Source organism: Pectinatus frisingensis (assembly GCF_015732285.1).
GTDB lineage: Bacteria > Bacillota > Negativicutes > Selenomonadales > Selenomonadaceae > Pectinatus > Pectinatus frisingensis.
On sequence record NZ_WIQU01000032.1, the window covers coordinates 82,196 to 98,918 of the forward strand.

20 protein-coding genes and 1 CRISPR repeat array are annotated in these 16,723 nt (G+C 36.9%); of the genes, 8 read left to right on the plus strand and 12 right to left on the minus strand.

What is annotated here, in order from left to right; all coding sequences use genetic code 11:
- Window positions 1-35: 35 nt before the first annotated feature.
- The 5 genes from cas2 to I6751_RS14090 all read left to right on the plus strand — a co-directional run bounded on the left by cas2 (window position 36) and on the right by I6751_RS14090 (window position 3,514).
- Window positions 36-353, plus strand: coding sequence for a CRISPR-associated endonuclease Cas2 (gene cas2 / locus I6751_RS05925; protein ID WP_196592179.1), 318 nt, complete (start codon window positions 36-38; stop codon window positions 351-353).
- A 133-nt stretch (window positions 354-486) separates the two neighbouring features.
- Window positions 487-1,963: direct repeats of the CRISPR family, unit length 35 nt; unit sequence AATAAAAACCATTAACCCCTGTAGGGGACGAAAAC.
- A gap of 206 nt (window positions 1,964-2,169) precedes the next feature.
- Window positions 2,170-2,538, plus strand: coding sequence for a transposase (locus I6751_RS05930; RefSeq protein WP_196592181.1), 369 nt, complete (start codon window positions 2,170-2,172; stop codon window positions 2,536-2,538).
- On the plus strand, window positions 2,535-2,855 hold the full coding sequence (locus tag I6751_RS05935; protein WP_196592182.1) for a helix-turn-helix domain-containing protein: 321 nt from the start codon (window positions 2,535-2,537) through the stop codon (window positions 2,853-2,855). Before I6751_RS05930 ends, I6751_RS05935 begins: the two co-directional genes overlap by 4 nt.
- Window positions 2,804-3,361, plus strand: a complete 558-nt coding sequence (locus tag I6751_RS05940) for a transposase (protein ID WP_414153190.1) — start codon at window positions 2,804-2,806, stop codon at window positions 3,359-3,361. The genes I6751_RS05935 and I6751_RS05940 overlap by 52 nt, the downstream gene beginning before the upstream one ends.
- 27 nt (window positions 3,362-3,388) lie before the next feature.
- Entirely contained in the window at window positions 3,389-3,514 is a 126-nt protein-coding gene (locus tag I6751_RS14090; RefSeq protein ID WP_414153191.1) for an IS3 family transposase, read from the plus strand.
- Between the two features lie 318 nt (window positions 3,515-3,832).
- On the opposite strand, the gene I6751_RS05950 is transcribed toward I6751_RS14090, so the two are convergent.
- The 6 genes from I6751_RS05950 to I6751_RS05975 form a co-directional block, all read right to left on the minus strand.
- Window positions 3,833-5,014 (minus strand): acyltransferase family protein, encoded by a 1,182-nt coding sequence (locus tag I6751_RS05950; protein WP_196592188.1) that lies wholly within the window; start codon window positions 5,012-5,014, stop codon window positions 3,833-3,835.
- Between the two features lie 29 nt (window positions 5,015-5,043).
- Complete coding sequence (locus I6751_RS05955; RefSeq protein ID WP_196592189.1) at window positions 5,044-5,388, minus strand: transposase; 345 nt, start codon at window positions 5,386-5,388, stop codon at window positions 5,044-5,046.
- 64 nt (window positions 5,389-5,452) lie between these two features.
- On the minus strand, window positions 5,453-6,247 hold the full coding sequence (locus tag I6751_RS05960) for an EFR1 family ferrodoxin (RefSeq protein WP_196592191.1): 795 nt from the start codon (window positions 6,245-6,247) through the stop codon (window positions 5,453-5,455).
- A gap of 32 nt (window positions 6,248-6,279) precedes the next feature.
- A complete protein-coding gene (locus I6751_RS05965; protein WP_196592192.1) occupies window positions 6,280-7,014 on the minus strand; it encodes a flavodoxin family protein in 735 nt (244 codons plus the stop codon).
- Window positions 7,015-7,056: 42 nt separating this feature from the next.
- Window positions 7,057-7,614 (minus strand): PadR family transcriptional regulator, encoded by a 558-nt coding sequence (locus I6751_RS05970; RefSeq protein ID WP_182186930.1) that lies wholly within the window; start codon window positions 7,612-7,614, stop codon window positions 7,057-7,059.
- 210 nt (window positions 7,615-7,824) lie between these two features.
- On the minus strand, window positions 7,825-8,574 hold the full coding sequence (locus I6751_RS05975) for a GDSL-type esterase/lipase family protein (RefSeq protein ID WP_196592194.1): 750 nt from the start codon (window positions 8,572-8,574) through the stop codon (window positions 7,825-7,827).
- Window positions 8,575-8,780: 206 nt separating this feature from the next.
- Here I6751_RS05975 and I6751_RS05980 point away from each other — a divergent pair, with 206 nt between their 5' ends.
- From I6751_RS05980 to I6751_RS05990, 3 genes are all read left to right on the plus strand, one after another.
- On the plus strand, window positions 8,781-9,350 hold the full coding sequence (locus I6751_RS05980) for a TetR/AcrR family transcriptional regulator (RefSeq protein WP_196592195.1): 570 nt from the start codon (window positions 8,781-8,783) through the stop codon (window positions 9,348-9,350).
- 78 nt (window positions 9,351-9,428) lie between these two features.
- Window positions 9,429-10,835, plus strand: coding sequence for an MFS transporter (locus tag I6751_RS05985; protein ID WP_196592197.1), 1,407 nt, complete (start codon window positions 9,429-9,431; stop codon window positions 10,833-10,835).
- A 93-nt stretch (window positions 10,836-10,928) separates the two neighbouring features.
- On the plus strand, window positions 10,929-12,038 hold the full coding sequence (locus I6751_RS05990) for a zinc-dependent alcohol dehydrogenase (protein WP_196592199.1): 1,110 nt from the start codon (window positions 10,929-10,931) through the stop codon (window positions 12,036-12,038).
- A 156-nt stretch (window positions 12,039-12,194) separates the two neighbouring features.
- Here the strand turns inward: I6751_RS05990 and I6751_RS05995 are convergent, their stop codons facing one another.
- The 6 genes from I6751_RS05995 to I6751_RS06020 are packed head-to-tail and all read right to left on the minus strand — an operon-like array spanning window position 12,195 to window position 16,715.
- Window positions 12,195-12,842, minus strand: a complete 648-nt coding sequence (locus I6751_RS05995; protein WP_196592201.1) for a D-sedoheptulose-7-phosphate isomerase — start codon at window positions 12,840-12,842, stop codon at window positions 12,195-12,197.
- A 22-nt stretch (window positions 12,843-12,864) separates the two neighbouring features.
- The gene (locus tag I6751_RS06000; RefSeq protein ID WP_196592202.1) at window positions 12,865-13,803 is read right to left on the minus strand and encodes a transketolase family protein; all 939 of its coding nucleotides are present in this window, start codon (window positions 13,801-13,803) and stop codon (window positions 12,865-12,867) included.
- Window positions 13,803-14,621, minus strand: coding sequence for a transketolase (locus I6751_RS06005; protein ID WP_196592203.1), 819 nt, complete (start codon window positions 14,619-14,621; stop codon window positions 13,803-13,805). Before I6751_RS06005 ends, I6751_RS06000 begins: the two co-directional genes overlap by 1 nt.
- Window positions 14,622-14,668: 47 nt before the next feature.
- A complete protein-coding gene (locus tag I6751_RS06010; protein WP_196592204.1) occupies window positions 14,669-15,946 on the minus strand; it encodes a PTS ascorbate transporter subunit IIC in 1,278 nt (425 codons plus the stop codon).
- The gene (locus I6751_RS06015; protein ID WP_182186914.1) at window positions 15,943-16,242 is read right to left on the minus strand and encodes a PTS sugar transporter subunit IIB; all 300 of its coding nucleotides are present in this window, start codon (window positions 16,240-16,242) and stop codon (window positions 15,943-15,945) included. Before I6751_RS06015 ends, I6751_RS06010 begins: the two co-directional genes overlap by 4 nt.
- Before the next feature lie 26 nt (window positions 16,243-16,268).
- The gene (locus tag I6751_RS06020) at window positions 16,269-16,715 is read right to left on the minus strand and encodes a PTS sugar transporter subunit IIA (protein WP_182186912.1); all 447 of its coding nucleotides are present in this window, start codon (window positions 16,713-16,715) and stop codon (window positions 16,269-16,271) included.
- Window positions 16,716-16,723 lie beyond the last annotated feature (8 nt).

Below are 16,723 nucleotides of genomic sequence, written 5' to 3' on the forward strand. Positions count from 1 at the left end.
TATGCTATAATAAATAATTATGGTAGGCAAATAAAATGGATAATAATGCAGATGAAAATGAATTTGTTGCTATTGATGATAGACGCTATATAATACTGGCAATTTATGATATTGTCAACGATAAGCGCAGAAGTAAAATGGTCAAATGTCTTGAGGGGTTCGGAGTCCGAGTGCAAAAATCAGCTTTTGAAGCTTATTTGACGAAAAAAAGCTATGAAAAATTAATGAATACAGCAAGCCATATAATTGATATCAAAGAAGATTCGCTGCGTGTATATTTGCTTGCAAGTCATACTTCTGTGCGCTCATGGGGCAAGGGGCATGATCATGTTGAAGATGTTATAATATTTTAATCCGCGCCGCACTGCTGATAGCAATGTTTTTAAGTTGATTTTTTAGGAGAGAAGCTTATTGAAAGCAAAAAAAATGATCCGCGCCGTAAACAGACAAACTGATTCAGTATTGTCAGGCATCCCAGGGCACAGTAATAAAAACCATTAACCCCTGTAGGGGACGAAAACTATAATCGTGTTATCATTAAAAGTAAAGCTATTGACAACAATAAAAACCATTAACCCCTGTAGGGGACGAAAACAATCGACAAATATGCTTAATGTACCCTGCTAAATCATAATAAAAACCATTAACCCCTGTAGGGGACGAAAACTTAAAAAATATAAAGGTGTTATTGAACACGGTTATCCAATAAAAACCATTAACCCCTGTAGGGGACGAAAACTATGCGCTTGCGAATGGAAGAAAGGAACGTAACAGAAGAAATAAAAACCATTAACCCCTGTAGGGGACGAAAACGTTATTACTCTCCTTCTTGCATTTTTTTGGATTTCTTAATAAAAACCATTAACCCCTGTAGGGGACGAAAACAACAAGGACACAACGTATAGCGTCAGTTTTTCCACAATAAAAACCATTAACCCCTGTAGGGGACGAAAACTTAAAAATATTCATCTCTTTTTAAATTTACATTTTCTAATAAAAACCATTAACCCCTGTAGGGGACGAAAACTACTTTAAACATTTAAAACGCTCCTTTAAATTGTTTTAAATAAAAACCATTAACCCCTGTAGGGGACGAAAACAACTTTTATAATAGTGGATACAGCTCCACCTATTAACAATAAAAACCATTAACCCCTGTAGGGGACGAAAACTCAGTTGTTTATCAACGATTATTGCAGATACAGTATAAATAAAAACCATTAACCCCTGTAGGGGACGAAAACGTCGTACAGTGCGTTGGTAGAAACAATGTTGCCGTAATAAAAACCATTAACCCCTGTAGGGGACGAAAACAAAAATATTTTTGAAATTGCGGCAAATTGGCACGAAATAAAAACCATTAACCCCTGTAGGGGACGAAAACTATCTCCTGCTGTTGCGGCTCCCATATATCCTGCTGTAATAAAAACCATTAACCCCTGTAGGGGACGAAAACTATCTGACAGTATTTCTCCTACTGCTTGCCAACCAGATTAATAAAAACCATTAACCTCTGTAGGGGACGAAAACTAATTTTTTCTGTACATCCTTCTTCATCAATTTCCGTAATAAAAACCATTAACCCCTGTAGGGGACGAAAACAAGTCATTATTTTCACTGGCAATATTATTTTTTAATAAAAACCATTAACCCCTGTAGGGGACGAAAACTTTTTAACAAAAAATACTTATAATTAGCATTTATGTCAATAAAAACCATTAACCCCTGTAGGGGACGAAAACTTCTAGGTCGATAACTTCAACATCGCCGAGGTATTCGTCGGCCAATAAAAACCATTAACCCCTGTAGGGGACGAAAACTTAGCTAACATTTCGATGATGTTAGCTTTTAGCTCTTAATAAAAACCATTAACCCCTGTAGGGGACGAAAACATCTGACTCATTTCTAATTTTGTGCCTGCAATTCTTAATAAAAACCATTACCCCCTGTAGGGGATGAAAACTCATATTCGGATCCGTCAGATCCCCAGCTTTCAATAATAAAAACCATTAACCTTGAACGAACATTTCCATTTCATGAGGATATATGGGTAAAATTTAAGAATCAATAAATTTTTTGACAAAATAAAGAGACTGCTACACATAAACTGATATGCTCCCCCTATAGGAGACAATGAAAAAATAAATTGTCAACTATAGAGGGATTTCTATGTCAGTTAAAACTAAAGCAACTCCTGAAGACAAGATTAAACTGGTGGAACAATATATGTCTGGAGAAATTAGCCAGCATGAGATCAGTCGAATTACTGGATTAATGGTCGCATCGATTCAGGATTGGATATGTAAATATAAAGCGGAAGGATCTGTTGTTTTCTTATCAACGAGTAAAAATCGGAAATATACGCCTGAACTTAAGGGGAAAGTGGTAAAAGAATATCTCTCTGGAAATGGGAGTTTATTAACGCTGTGTGAAAAATATAAAATTCGTTCCAAGACTCAAATCCTTCGTTGGATTAAGATGTATAATCGTCATGAAGAATGTACTCGTCTACTCATCGAGGAGGACATCGAAACATGACGAAAGCACGCAAAACCACGCAGGAAGAGCGAGTAATAATTGCTAAAGAGTGCCTTGCAACCGACAGAGATTATGGCGAAATTGCGGAAAAATACCAGGTAACCTACCAGCAGGTTTATGCCTGGACAAATAAATTTGCTGAATTAGGGATATCTGGTGTGGAAGACCGGCGAGGCAAACGTATAAGCCAACAAGAACCACGAACCGAAGAAGAAAGGCTCAAAATCAAACGGAAAATAAACGTATCGCACAGTTCATTGAAACGATACATAGGGAAACCCCGGATAAGGGTTGCCGGCGTATCCGGGATGACTTAGCCCATGATTATAATACAAAGATAAATGACAAACGCGTGTTGAGAATATGTTGGCAACTTGCTATAAAATCAACGATTAAATACAGCAATCATGGTTGTACCCGGCAAGCTGCTAAGCCACAGCATATAGCGGAAAATATTTTAAACCGTAACTTTAATGCCGATAAGCCGAATGAAAAATGGCTGACCGACGTGACAGAATTCAAGTATTATATAGGACCTGAAAAACACAAGGTTTATCTCAGCGCCATCCTAGATCTCTATGACCGCCGGATCGTTTCCTTCATCATACGTGATTACAACAACAACCAATTGGCATACGATACCTTTCATGCAGCCGTAACGGCCAATCCGTCAGTTTACCCGTTATTTCACAGCGACAGAGAATTTTCGTATACCAATCGAACATTTCATGGGATGCTTGTAAAAGCCGGGATGACGCAGAGCATGTCTCGGGAGGAAAATGCATTGATAACGGCCCAATGGAAGGCTTTTGGGGGATTTTGAAGCGGGAACGGTATTATGAAACGTTTTATGGATAGAGAGTCTTTAATTAACATGATTAAACGTTATATAAATTATTACAACACGAAACGAGTACAACGAAATCTTGGTGTCTTGACTCCATGTGAAAAACATGAGATGTATTTAGCCGCATAAAAAAATGTCAGCAACTCATTTATTAGGGTCGCTGACAACAGAAATGATTTTATATATTTCATTGTTCACTTGACGGGTAGCAGTTCAAACACGTTTCTTCATAAATGTTAACCACCTTTCCTTTGTCTACCCTTGGAGGGGCAGAGAACCGCTTTAGCGGTGACGGCTGCATCTTTATGAAATTAGTGTCGTTTGTGCGACAGTCCATTTTGGCTGCAAATAGATGCAGCTAAGTTTTTTATGTGACTTAGAGAATAATTTTTTATTACTCCTGTATCCGGTGCCGGATGGTTCAAAGCAATATAACGAGGCGAGGAATCAGTGACAGTAATTTTTTACTCTGTCTAAAATAGGTTTTTCTAGTAAAAACCACGATAAAGAGGCCACGGTATAAGCTGCTATTATAACTGCTAAACTTCCTATAAGCCAGTCGGTGATGCTGGCAGTTCCTTTTGTTGTGCCAGAGTAAAATATTGCGGCAACAAAGATATAATGCCAGATATAAAGGCCAAAGGAAATTTTGGCTGTATAAGAAAAAAATGGATTGTCAAATAAATGACCAATATGTTTTGAAAGCGGTATCACTGCAATAATAAGAGCAGCACAGCCGGAGAAGAGCGGATAATGATAAGGCTGGTTTTGTATACTGATAGCAAATTCAGGTATAGTTGAAAAGAAAAATAACATAATAATATAAGCAGATATACCTAGTAGAGATAAAATGTCGAATAAATTACGTTTTTGCATATAATTATATAGTTTTGGGGTACGTTCAAACCATATGGTTATGCCTGCCGCCGCTATGCCCAGCATATACTGAGCGAAAAAACCTATAGGATTATAATTTGGCATCCAATATTTTGCACCACCTACTATACCATACTGCCAGCCGCGATTTATATTATCTGGTTGGCAGTATATTTGAATGGCGTGATTAATTAACAATACTATGATTAATGCCAGTAGCCAGTAAAATACTGCGTGATGCTTATAATGCTTTTGGGAGAAAAATAATCCAAACATGAATACAGGCAACAAAATATAGGTAATGACTTCAAAGCTTATTGACCATAATGGACCATCCAGCATTGTAGGGAAAAATGTTTTGTAGTTGAAACCGGATAAAAAGGTAAAAGCACTGAAAAATCTTAAAAACCTATTTGGTTGTTCAGGAATGATAAACAATTCTAAAAGAAATGTAATAGCCAGGACTGAGTAAAACGCCGGAAGTATTCGCGCGGCTCGGTGAATAAAAAAAACATGAAGATTCGGCATTGCTTTATCGTCAAGATATCGAAGCCAAAATCTTCGTGATAATAGTGCACCGCTCAACACAAAAAAAATAGTCACACATGACTGTAAGGAAGACAGGCATGTGTGGTGGATAAATTCAATGTTGGGATTTGTAAAAGCTGTATTATATGTCTGGGAAAGATGATGCAGGATAATCATAAGACAGGCACAAGCCCTTATACCGTTAAGACCGGATAGTTTGGACATCTTTATAATACTCCTTTGTATAGATGGTATTAAAAAAATGGAATGTGGCACCAGAGCAGTTCACTGCCGGAATGTATATTCAATTGCAACTTTTCCAAATCAATCGACTCATCAAGCTCTTTAAAAGCAGCGGCCAATAATTCTTTTTCCTGCCATTTTAAAAATCTGATATATACTGTGCGCCAGTCGCCAAATTTTATCGGCAAATCCTGCCAGCCAGAGCCGCTGCGTGCGACCCAGACAATAGCATTTATTAATTTACGCAGTTGTCGATGAGAATGCCCAAGCTCTTTTTTTAATTGTTTTGGTAAATATGATTCTATATTATGCCATTCAAAGTCAGTCAACTCATATTTTCTTTGCGAAACAATCATATCTTTACCTCGAAAATCAATTTATAAATCATGCCATTGAAATATAGCATATTCAATTTTAATATTAAACAAATCTTTTGCTGAATAAATCTTTTAATCCGATGTCAGGATGATGGTAGCGTTTGCGACCCTTGGTACGGATACCAAGTTCAATAGATTTTTCCGGACATATATGCAGACAGGCGAGGCATTGTGTACAAGAATGCAGCCACTTTGGTGAACCTGCCTCAATAATTATATTGGCCCGTGGACATATTTTTGCGCATAGACCGCAATCGGAACAATTGCCGGACAGGCTGAATTGTTCATCCAGTTTTTCGGGATGACTATTATATCTGCTGTGAATAATTTTAGAAATGAGATTGAAATATTCATGGGCAGATACTGTTTGATGTGATGATATTTTTTCAGCAATAGAATCTAATTTATCGTCAGCAGATAATAATCTTTTCAACATTTTAGATCTGGGTGGTAAATCGTTAAGTGGTAAATAGATAGAAACCATATCAACATAGAACGCGGCATGTAATTTTCCATGCCTGTTTTCAATGATTTGTTTTAATTCATGAAATGCGTTGCTTATATAATGAAAACCGCAGGTAATTACTGCGAAAACATAACTGGTTTGTGATAAATCCAATTTGGATAAAAATTCTTCGACTAATATCGGCAGGGCAAAAAAATGAAGCGGCAGAACTAAACCAATACTGCCCTTAGGAGTAATTGCGGTTTCTTTTATAATGTCAGGAATTGAATACAGTGATACGTTCGTTTCGGAAAGTGATAATTTTTCAGCTAATTTTTTGGCTGCATGCAGAGAATTACCGGTTGCCGACAAATAGTAAATCGTAATAGACATGAGATTGCACCTTCAATATTAGAAATTAATATTCAGCTTTGTTGCTGCAGTCGTGATAAAGCAGCATCAAAGAAATCATTTTGATATTTTATGAAAATATCATCCGGCAGAAACTTTTTATTTAATGCCCGTTGTGTTTCGGTAGAAATTTTTTTATCAGTTACGATTTCTTTACCGGCTTTGGACATATAATCAAAGTATTCAGTCATTATTGATTTTACGCATGGTGTGTTATTTTGCAGTAAACTACCTTGAGACGTATATAATTCACATAACAATTCTGTATTCATATTTAAGGCCATTCGCTTGATCCAATGAGAAACCACTTGAAAATGAGAATGTTCTGCAAAACCACAATTCGACATAAAAATCAACTTTGGAAATTTTTTATTTAATCTGTTGGGGTGGCGGCATTCACCATTAGTGTCTTTATTGAAATGAGGATCGATAGTGACAATAAACCGATCTACAAAATCTTTCATCAGTCCTGTAATATTGTCAACATAAAGAGGTGAAGCCAGAAGTAAAATATCTGCATTAGTACATATCTGGACTAATGCCTCCATGTCATCTTTTATAATGCATTTTCCAGGTGTTTTTAACCAACAGGCAAAGCAGCCGCGGCAATGTTCAATATGTTTTTCTGCTAAAAAAATATTGACGGTTTGGGCATTGGCTTGCCGGGCACCGTCTAAAAACGATTTTACCATTTGGTGTGTGTTGCTGTTTCTACCTCGCGGGCTGCCATTTATGGCTGCTATTTTCATATTTAAAGTCTCCCTTATAAAATAATCAATGGGTAACAGTAATTAAAAGTTGACTTGTTTTTTCAGGTATTTATCAATATCATCAAGACATTTCTGGGCCCATTTTATATCAGCGGTACAGCAGCTGATGCCACGCTGAAGTGTCATGTTGCCGAAAAAACATATTTTCTCATTTAGATTTGCCGAGATATGTTTTTTGATGTCATTGTAAGTGTCAAGTTCGTGCTGTTTTTTATTTATAAAATTTTTTAATTGATATATCAGCTGAGTGATATCCATATTATCGGCAAAAAAAATCTTTGTCAAAAATTCACTTTTTATTGTTTCCGACGATGGGACTGAACAATCCCTGAGCCAGTTTAAAAATTCTTTTTTGCCGGTATCTGTGATAGAATAAATTTTTTTATCTGGTTTTCCATTTTGGGGTTGTATTTTGCAACTGACCCAGCCTTTTTTCTTCATGCCGGAAAGTTCACGATAAATTTGGCTTATGTGTGCATCCCAGAAAAAAACAATTGATGATGCAAATTTTTGTTTTATTTGATAACCGGTCATAGAATTACGTGATAGTAAACCGAGCAGTGCATGGTGTAGCAGCATGATTAATCTCCCTAAAAGTATTTATATTAATATTGTTATATTAGCATATGCATATATGTATTGTCAAATATACAGCGCTTTATCTGATACAATTATTTGTAATAAAAAAAGATTTTGCGCGTTCTTGTAAAATCTTTAAAATAAAATTAATAAAAAATATTTTATGTTTGAATTAAATAATATCCATTTTATATAGAATAGTATATTTTTTTATTCATATACATAGTTTTGTATTTGTTCGCGCCATATATTATAACCTTTTTTATTTAGATGAAGCCCGTCGATGGTCTCATCTGATGGTAATTTACCATCATTGCCTGTAAATGGGGCTGTTATATCAAGATAAGGATAATTATATTTATTAGCTAATTTTCTTATATAGGTATTTAATAATTTTATATCGGCATTTGTTCTCAAATACACTGATGGGAAAATGTCATCATTAAAAGGAAGGACACTTTCCACATATACTTTTGTTCCCGGTAAATTTCTATGTAATAAAAATAGGATTTTGTCATAATTATTTACGGTGTCGGATATGGAGCGGTTGTAACAAAGATCATTGGTGCCGATCATCAAAAATATTTTAGGCGGTTTGAGCGCTATTATCTGATTAATACGGTTAAGTACACCGAGTGTGGTATCTCCACCTATACCGCGATTGACTACATTTTTGTCGGGGAACAGTTTTGCCCAATCACCTTCATCAGTCATACTGTCTCCCAGAAATACTATGGGATTTTTTTCATGCGGTTCCACAGCAAAGTAGGCTTTGCGGATGCGATAATGCAGGCTTAGATAAGGTGGACTGTCCGGACTGCGGCCTATGTCGTTTATATATGAGTTAAATCTTCGTTGTCCCCGTTTCAGACTGCCGTTTTGCACAGATACGGCGGCTGCTGCAGCTAATAAAATAACTAAAAATATATACAGCTTTTTTGTAATGTTTTCTTTTTCCAATTAAAGTTCACTCCTATAAAACATGTTTGCCGATAAATGGCGATAAATATATTTTATCATAAAAACCTGTGATCGGTATTTGAATATGAAGTGAATCAGTTTATTGATCGAAGGCAATTTTATAAAACTGTTTACATAAGCATGAGATTGTTTTATAATATATAGACCAATTGATATAATTAACTTTATAGAAGGAGAATATATATATGAATACAAAAAACAATTCTCGTGAAAAGATTGTGGGAACGGCATCAGATTTGTTTCAGTCCCAGGGGTTCTATGCAACAGGTCTGAATGAAATAATTAAAAAAAGCGGGTCACCTAAGGGATCATTATATTATTACTTTCCCGAGGGAAAAGAAGAACTTGGTGTAGCTGCTGTTAAATTTGCCGGCAGATCCATCCAGCAAAAAATTAAGGATGGTTTAGATCGATATACCGATCCAATATTGGCAATTAATGCAGTCATAAAAGATATGATAACCGCATTGAAACAAGATGGAAAACTAAAAAACACTTCGCTGAGTCTGGTCGCATTGGAAACCTATTTATCTAGTGAAGCATTGCGGACAGCTTGTAGTGAATCGTTTTCTGCCTTGGAAAATATTTATGCCCAAAAATTATTGGATAGTGGGGTACCAAAGGAGCGGGCAGAACAATTGGGTATAGTAATCCAATCACTTATGGAAGGAGCTATTTTACTTTCTGTTACACATCACGATACAACCGCATTGGGGTTGGCTGCAAAACAAATTGAAATTTTATTAAAAAAATAATTAAAAAAATAGTTAAAGAGATAATATCTTTTTTGGCATAATATATAACAACTAGTCTATATAAAGGAAGCAATTAGTATGCAAGATAAACATAGCAAATATTCGGTCCGAGCAATGATGCTGGTTTTATTGCTTGGTGGTTTTTTATCACTTTTTAATGAAACAATTTTAAATGTAGCTTTGACGCCAATCATGCGTGAAATGAATGTTACCGCCGCAATAGTACAGTGGCTTTCAACGGGATATGTCCTGACCGTAGCAGTGATGGTTCCAATTTCAGCTTTTTTAATACATACTTTTACGACCAGACAGCTATACTTAGGAGCGATGGGGCTTTTTTTCGCGGGAACGATTTTGGCTGTTTTTGCTCCTGCATTCATAGTATTGTTGTTGGCAAGAATGTTGCAGGCCACGGGAACCGGGTTACTGGCACCTATTATGATTGATACAGCGCTGGCTATTTATCCGCGTGAGAAATACGGTTATGTTATGGGAATTTGTACATGTATCATTTTGGTCGGACCATCAGTCGGACCAATTGTTTCCGGTATCGTATTACAATTTTTCCCATGGCGGGCATTATTTATATTATTAATGCCGATTATTGCAGTATGTATGTTAGGCAGCTGGTTTTGTCTGAAAAGCGTGATAAAAATTACTCATCCGCGTATTGATGTGTTATCAATTATTTTTTCGACAACTGGTTTTGCAGCGTTGGTTTATGGTATGAGTGTGATTGGCTCGAATGCCGATATGATTGTGATAATGTCGATCTTTATAGTAGGTGTTTTATCCTTAGCAATTTTTGCTAAAAGACAATTGTCACTACAAGAACCAATGCTTAATATCAGGGTATTTGCAAAACCATATTTTACTTTATGTGCTATATTGGTTATTATAATTCAAATGGTGCAATTTTCTATAAATATAATTTTACCAATGCTATTTGAAGATGGGTTGAGACTATCTTCACTTCAGGCAGCATTGATTTTATTTCCTGCGGTGCTGGTATGCAGTGTTATGACAACGGTATCCGGTAGAATGTATGACAGGCTTGGCGGAAAAACATTAATTCCATTGGGAATATTTTTAATGGGGATTTTTTTATTTATTTTGTCCAGGGTGCAAGTCACTACTTCGGTTTTGACAATTGCTTTGCTCGATGCAGTTATATATTTTGGCATAGCTTTGGCATGGGCACCGGTTCAGTCCACTGCGCTGCAACAATTGTCAACACGCAGCCAGACACATGGTGTGGCAATTATCAACACCTTTGTACAATTAGGGTCAGCATTGGGAACGCCGTTGTTTGTCGGTCTTATGACAGCAGGTAAAAATTCTTATTTAATGAATTCTCAGCAGTTAGATACTGCATTAGTGCACACTCAAGCATTGTATAGTGGTTTCAATTATGCTATAAGTGTAGGAACGATTATAATATTCACAGCTTTTTTGGCGGCATTACTGCTAAGATTAAAAAAATAAATTTAAAATTGTAATATATTGAACTTTTCAGTTAATAATACTATAATTGAGTTAGTGAAAAAAATCTCATATGTATGAAGGGAAGTTTTGGAAATGAGCACAATTCCGGAAAAGGCAAGAATTGCCGTTCTCACGGGAACTAAAAAAATCGATATCATGGAATTACCAGTACCTTCTATTAATGATGATGAGGTATTGGTAAAAGTTGAACAAGTAGGGATTTGCGGTACGGATGTTCATGAATACAAAGGAGATCCATTTGGTTATATTCCTGTGGAACTGGGGCATGAAGGGACAGGAACAATTGTAAAAATTGGTAAGAATGTCACCAAGGATTATTCGGGTAAACCATTAAAAATCGGGGATAAGGTCGTTACAGGCTTAAAACCATGCGGTGTCTGTGAAACATGCACTAAACATCCTGAGATAATTCATCTTTGTGATCACGGTGAAATTTTCGGATTGCTGCCGGGCGAGGCGGCTTACAGAAATTTCAACGGATGGTTTGGTGAATATATGAAGATAAATGCCGGAGGTGTTATTTTTAATGTAAGTGATATGGACGTTGATTTAAGAACATTAATTGAACCATCGGCCGTTATTATTCATGCGATAGAAAAAGCAAAGGAAATATTTGATTTTAAACATGGTTCATATGTTCTGGTCCAGGGCTGCGGACCGATTGGCCTGCTTTTGCTGACTGCCGTGCGTACTATGGGAGTGCGTAATATCATTGCCGTCGATGGAGATGAAAAGCGTTTGACAATGGCCAAGAAACTGGGAGCTGCAGTTACTATTAACTTTATGAAAGAAGATGCCTTAGCCAAAGTCAAGGAATTGGCAAACGGGTATGGAGTGGAAATGGCATTTCAGTGCACAGGCTCACCTAAAGCGGCGTCGACGATATGGCATTATGTAAGACGTGGCGGATCAATGTGCGAATTGGGATTTTTTGTTAATAACGGTGAAACCACCTACAATCCTCATTTTGATATCTGCAATAAAGAAATAAAAGTCACCGGATCATGGACTTATCAGGCTAAAGACTGGCTGCAGGCAATGGATTTTCTGAAAGAAGCACAGGAACGCAAACTACCGGTTACCGAATTACTAACACATAAATATAATTTGGCGGACATTAACGATGCTATGGAAATGAATATAAGCATGCAGGGATTGAAGATCGTTATAAAAGGTGAATGATGAAAGACAAATAGGCATGTTTGTTTTGGAGCATATGGGGCTGTCGCACGCAACTATTTTTGTAAGGTCAATGTTGTTTATGTGACAGCCCCATCTTTATGAGGTCGATATTATTCGTGTGACAGCTCCAATGATAAATGTGAAAGAAAATGACAATTAGGTAAAAAATTCATTTTCTATGGCTATACATAGTGCATGATAAATTGGCAGGTGTAATTCTTGAATTTTGTAAGTATTTAGTTCAGGAACTTTAATGCAAATATCAGAAAAATTTTGTAATTTACCGCCGGTTTTACCTGTGAGAGCGATAGTTATCATATGCTTTGCTTTAGCTATTTGCATAGCATAAATAATATTGTCAGAGTTACCGGAAGTACTAATTCCTAATAGTATATCACCCTCATTGCCGAGTCCTAATACTTGTTGGGCAAATACTAAATCAGCTGACTGATCATTAGAAAATGCAGTAGTTAGGGCAACTTGATTTACTAAAGAAAGGGCAGGAAGACTTTCTTGTAAATTGTTAAAAAAATATGCAGCATTTTCAGGATAAAGATTTTTTAATTTTTGATATAATGAATGTTTTAATTTCCTTGATAATAAAAATCCTTTCATTAACTCGCCTACAATATGCTCGGAATCAGCAGCGCTGCCACCATTACCGCAAATCAATAATTTGTGGTTGTGGCGGTAGGTATTGCAAATTGCTGTTAGCGCATTTGTAATATCTTTTTTACATATAAATAAAGCACTATATCGTTCCATGAGTTCGTTTATTACAAGTAAAGTCGATTTTTTTATCAATGTATTTACTCCTTGGAGAAAGTTACATATTGTTTTTCATTGTAATAGCTTTTTTTACAGCGGCTGCGATATCAGTGGCTTTTAGATGATAAGCCTGCAATAAGACATTGTAATCGCCTGATGTCCCATAACAATCCTTGATACCGACAAACTGCATAGGTACAGGAACCGTTGTGCTTAGAACTTCTGATACGGCTGAACCAAGTCCGCCGATTATATTGTGTTCTTCTGCAGTGACGATAGCACCGGTAACTTTTGCGGCACGAATAATAAGGTTACGGTCAATGGGCTTTATAGAGGGCATATTGATAACACAAAGACTGATATTGGATTTTTTTAGTAATTTTGCTGCCGTTATAGCTTCTGGTACCATAATGCCAGTAGCTATGACACTGCAATCAGTTCCCGGACATATTATTTCACCTTGACCAATTTTGAATTTATAATTTTCGTCATGATAATCATTGACACCAATCCGGCTTATACGCATATATACTGGTCCCTGATAATTATAAGCCGTTTTTAGCATAGCGGCTGTTTCAGGTGCATCAGATGAACATAATACGGTCATATTGGGAAGAGCTCTCATTATAGCCAAATCGGCCACGGCCTCATGAGAAGCGCCATCATAGCCTACACTGACACCGGCATGAGTGCCTGCTAACTTCACATTTAGGTTTGGATAGGCAATTGTATTGCGGATTTGGTCCAGTGCCCGTCCAACTAAAAATACAGAGAAGGTTGAGACAATTGGAATCATTCCGCATACAGAAAGGCCGGCAGCGGTACCGACCATATCCTGTTCGGCAATACCGACATCTATATAGCGCTGTGGACAGACACTTTTAAACATTAATGATTTTGTGGCAGAACCAAGATCGGCGTCCAAAACGACGAGCCGCGGATCATCTTTCATCAATTGCAGTGTACGGCCAAATGTTTCACGCATAGCAATCCCCATTATAGTTCACCTTCAAGTTCCTGTAAGGCTGTTTTATATTCCTGCGGGTTAGGCACACCGCTATGCCATTTGATATTGTTTTCCATGTATGAGATCCCCTTCCCTTTTATTGTCTTTGCAATGATGACCGAGGGTTTGTTCTTTACTCTTTTTACTTTTTTCAGAGCGGTTAATATTTGTGGGATAGCGTTGCCGTCAATAACTATGGTATTCCAACCGAAGGCAGAAAATTTTTTATCAATGGGTTCCACCTGCATCACTTCATCAGTAGGACCGTTGATTTGCAGACCATTTGCATCAATTATTGCTATGAGATTGTCCAGATGATATTTTGATGCTGTCATCGCAGCTTCCCATATCTGCCCTTCTTCTAATTCACCGTCACCTAACAATACATAGACACGATAACTTTTATTCTGCAATTTTGCTGCCAATGCCATTCCATTTCCAATGGATAAGCCTTGACCTAAAGACCCGGATGACATATCCAGTCCAGGCGTTGATTTCATGTCAGGATGTCCTTGCAATATAGATCCATATTGACGTAGAGTCAATAATTTTTCTTTTTGGAAAAAACCTTTTTCGGCCAATGCAGCATACAACGAAGTGCATCCATGTCCCTTGGACAGTATAAATCTATCACGATCTGGCCATGCGGGATTTTGGACGTCAATATTGAGTTCATTGAAATAAAGAACAGCTAAGATATCGGCTATAGATAAAGCTCCACCAGGATGACCTGTTTTTACATGATAGATAGCTTTGATGGTATCCAGACGAATTCTCCTGGACACTTCTGTTAAATCGGTAATATCCATGATGTTTGTCTCCTGTTAATAATATATTTCGTGTAAATTTTTCATTATTAACTAAATAAAGCGACTATTTTTGCAAAAATTAATCCAACAGTGGCATAGAATGGATCTCCAAATGTACTGCCTGTGTCGGCTAATGCACCTGTGCTTGGTATTAGTAAACCTGTTCCTATTGCTAGTATTACACCAATTATAAACGGACCGACGATGGCTCCCTTCCAACCGCCGGTACTATTACCAAATATTCCGGCAGTACCGCCGGCAAAAAATGCGGGAACGATGCCTGGCAGAATAATGTAGGCAGCACCGGTACCAAATTGAATAAACATACCGATAATCATACCAATGAACATTGCCACAAAACCAAATATAAGTGCCGTAGGAGCGTAGGGAAATACGGCAGGGCAGTCAATGGCGGGAATAGCACCGGGAATGAATTTATCGGAAATACCTGAAAAGGCAGGTATAATTTCAGATAACATCATACGTACCCCGGCCAATACGATTGTTACCCCGCCGGCAAAGGTTAAGCCCTGCATAAAGGCAAATATAAACGGATTAGAATCTTTGCTGATATGTTCTTGGACATATTGCGGACCGGTTATTAGGACAGCGGCTAAGAATATGATGACCATTGTCACAGCCATACTCGCCGTTGAATCCCTGAAAAATCCTAAGCTTTTGGGTAATTTAAATTTTTCAGCGCTATGTTCCGGGTTGCCGATGTATTTGCCTAACCAGGCAGAAAACCAGTAGCCTACATCACCGGTATGCCCGATTGTGAAATCTTCACCGCCAGTTATTTTTTGTGTGTATGGATTAAGCAAGGCGGGCATGAAGGTAAAATAAATACCCATTGTTATAGAACCTGCAATAAAAAGAGGTATCCCGGTTAAGTGAGCCAATGACATATAAATAGCAGTAACAAATAAAGACACATATAACATGATGTGACCAGTTAAATATATGAATTTAAATTTGGTGATTTTAGCTAATATAATGTTTGTTATAAACCCGCCTACCATTATTAAAGCGCCCATTGAACCAAAGTGTGCAATAGCAAATGGTAAGACAGCCTCATTAGTGGGAATAATTCCTTTTATTCCTAAACCGGCATTTAAAATATCGCCTAATGGGGCAAGTGAATTACCGACTATTCCGGCACCGCCGCCAATTATTAAAACACCGATTATTGTTTTTAATGTCCCCATTATAATTTGGTTGATAGGTCTTTTTTGCAGTAACAGACCTATCAATGCAACAATACCAAGTAAAATAGCGGGTTGCGAAAGCAACTGAAAAACTATAAAGTTGATAAGTGTCATCATATATCCCTCCCACTTTGGCGCAATTCTTCAACTTTTTCTACGACTTTTTTTTCAATTTCACTTTTTTTAAAAAAATTAGTGATAAAAATAATTTTCTGTGGATCGATGTGTTTTAAGGAATCCTTTAGTTCCTCAATGGTGATTATTAAATCAAAATTTTCACCAACTATTGAGGCGATTCCGGCTGTTTCTACTTCGTTTTCTACACCTAATTTGTCTAATATTGCTCTTACATGAATTTTGGCTATCATACTGCTGCCGAGTCCCTGAGGACACACTGTAAAAACCTTTAGCATAATTATTACCTCCTGCATAAAATTATTTAATTGACATTAGAGAAAATGTCTAATATAGCTTTGATGGTGGTTGCACTTTTTATTTGCTGTACATTAGAATCATTTCCCAATACTTTGACTAATTCAGATAACTCTTTTAGATGGTCGTTATTTTTAGTTGCCGATAAACATATGACTATAGATACGGGATCATTATCTTTATTGCCAAAGTATACCGGAGTATTGAGTGTTATCAAGCTCATACCGAGGCCTTTCACCCCAAATCGGGGATTAGCATGAGGCATGGCTATTCCTGGTGCTAAAACTATATATGGACCAATGTCTTTAACAGATTGAATCATTGCATCAATGTATTCCTGTCCTATGATACCCGATTTTTTTAATAAATTTCCTCCTATTCTTATAGCATCTTCCCAGTCTTTTGCATTAACATTTGTTCTTACGGTATTTTCATTGATTAAGTCGTTTAGCAAATGTTTTC

Excerpts from the sequence above, each read along its gene's own strand:
- cas2 (WP_196592179.1), top strand. The coding sequence starts at position 36 with ATGGATAATAATGCAGATGAAAATGAATTTGTTGCTATTGATGATAGA.
- I6751_RS05930 (WP_196592181.1), top strand. The coding sequence starts at position 2,170 with ATGTCAGTTAAAACTAAAGCAACTCCTGAAGACAAGATTAAACTGGTG.
- I6751_RS05935 (WP_196592182.1), top strand. The coding sequence starts at position 2,535 with ATGACGAAAGCACGCAAAACCACGCAGGAAGAGCGAGTAATAATTGCT.
- I6751_RS14090 (WP_414153191.1), top strand. The coding sequence starts at position 3,389 with ATGGATAGAGAGTCTTTAATTAACATGATTAAACGTTATATAAATTAT.
- I6751_RS05950 (WP_196592188.1), bottom strand. The coding sequence starts at position 5,014 with ATGTCCAAACTATCCGGTCTTAACGGTATAAGGGCTTGTGCCTGTCTT.
- I6751_RS05955 (WP_196592189.1), bottom strand. The coding sequence starts at position 5,388 with ATGATTGTTTCGCAAAGAAAATATGAGTTGACTGACTTTGAATGGCAT.
- I6751_RS05960 (WP_196592191.1), bottom strand. The coding sequence starts at position 6,247 with ATGTCTATTACGATTTACTATTTGTCGGCAACCGGTAATTCTCTGCAT.
- I6751_RS05965 (WP_196592192.1), bottom strand. The coding sequence starts at position 7,014 with ATGAAAATAGCAGCCATAAATGGCAGCCCGCGAGGTAGAAACAGCAAC.
- I6751_RS05970 (WP_182186930.1), bottom strand. The coding sequence starts at position 7,614 with ATGCTGCTACACCATGCACTGCTCGGTTTACTATCACGTAATTCTATG.
- I6751_RS05980 (WP_196592195.1), top strand. The coding sequence starts at position 8,781 with ATGAATACAAAAAACAATTCTCGTGAAAAGATTGTGGGAACGGCATCA.
- I6751_RS05985 (WP_196592197.1), top strand. The coding sequence starts at position 9,429 with ATGCAAGATAAACATAGCAAATATTCGGTCCGAGCAATGATGCTGGTT.
- I6751_RS05990 (WP_196592199.1), top strand. The coding sequence starts at position 10,929 with ATGAGCACAATTCCGGAAAAGGCAAGAATTGCCGTTCTCACGGGAACT.
- I6751_RS06000 (WP_196592202.1), bottom strand. The coding sequence starts at position 13,803 with ATGGGGATTGCTATGCGTGAAACATTTGGCCGTACACTGCAATTGATG.
- I6751_RS06005 (WP_196592203.1), bottom strand. The coding sequence starts at position 14,621 with ATGGATATTACCGATTTAACAGAAGTGTCCAGGAGAATTCGTCTGGAT.
- I6751_RS06010 (WP_196592204.1), bottom strand. The coding sequence starts at position 15,946 with ATGATGACACTTATCAACTTTATAGTTTTTCAGTTGCTTTCGCAACCC.
- I6751_RS06015 (WP_182186914.1), bottom strand. The coding sequence starts at position 16,242 with ATGCTAAAGGTTTTTACAGTGTGTCCTCAGGGACTCGGCAGCAGTATG.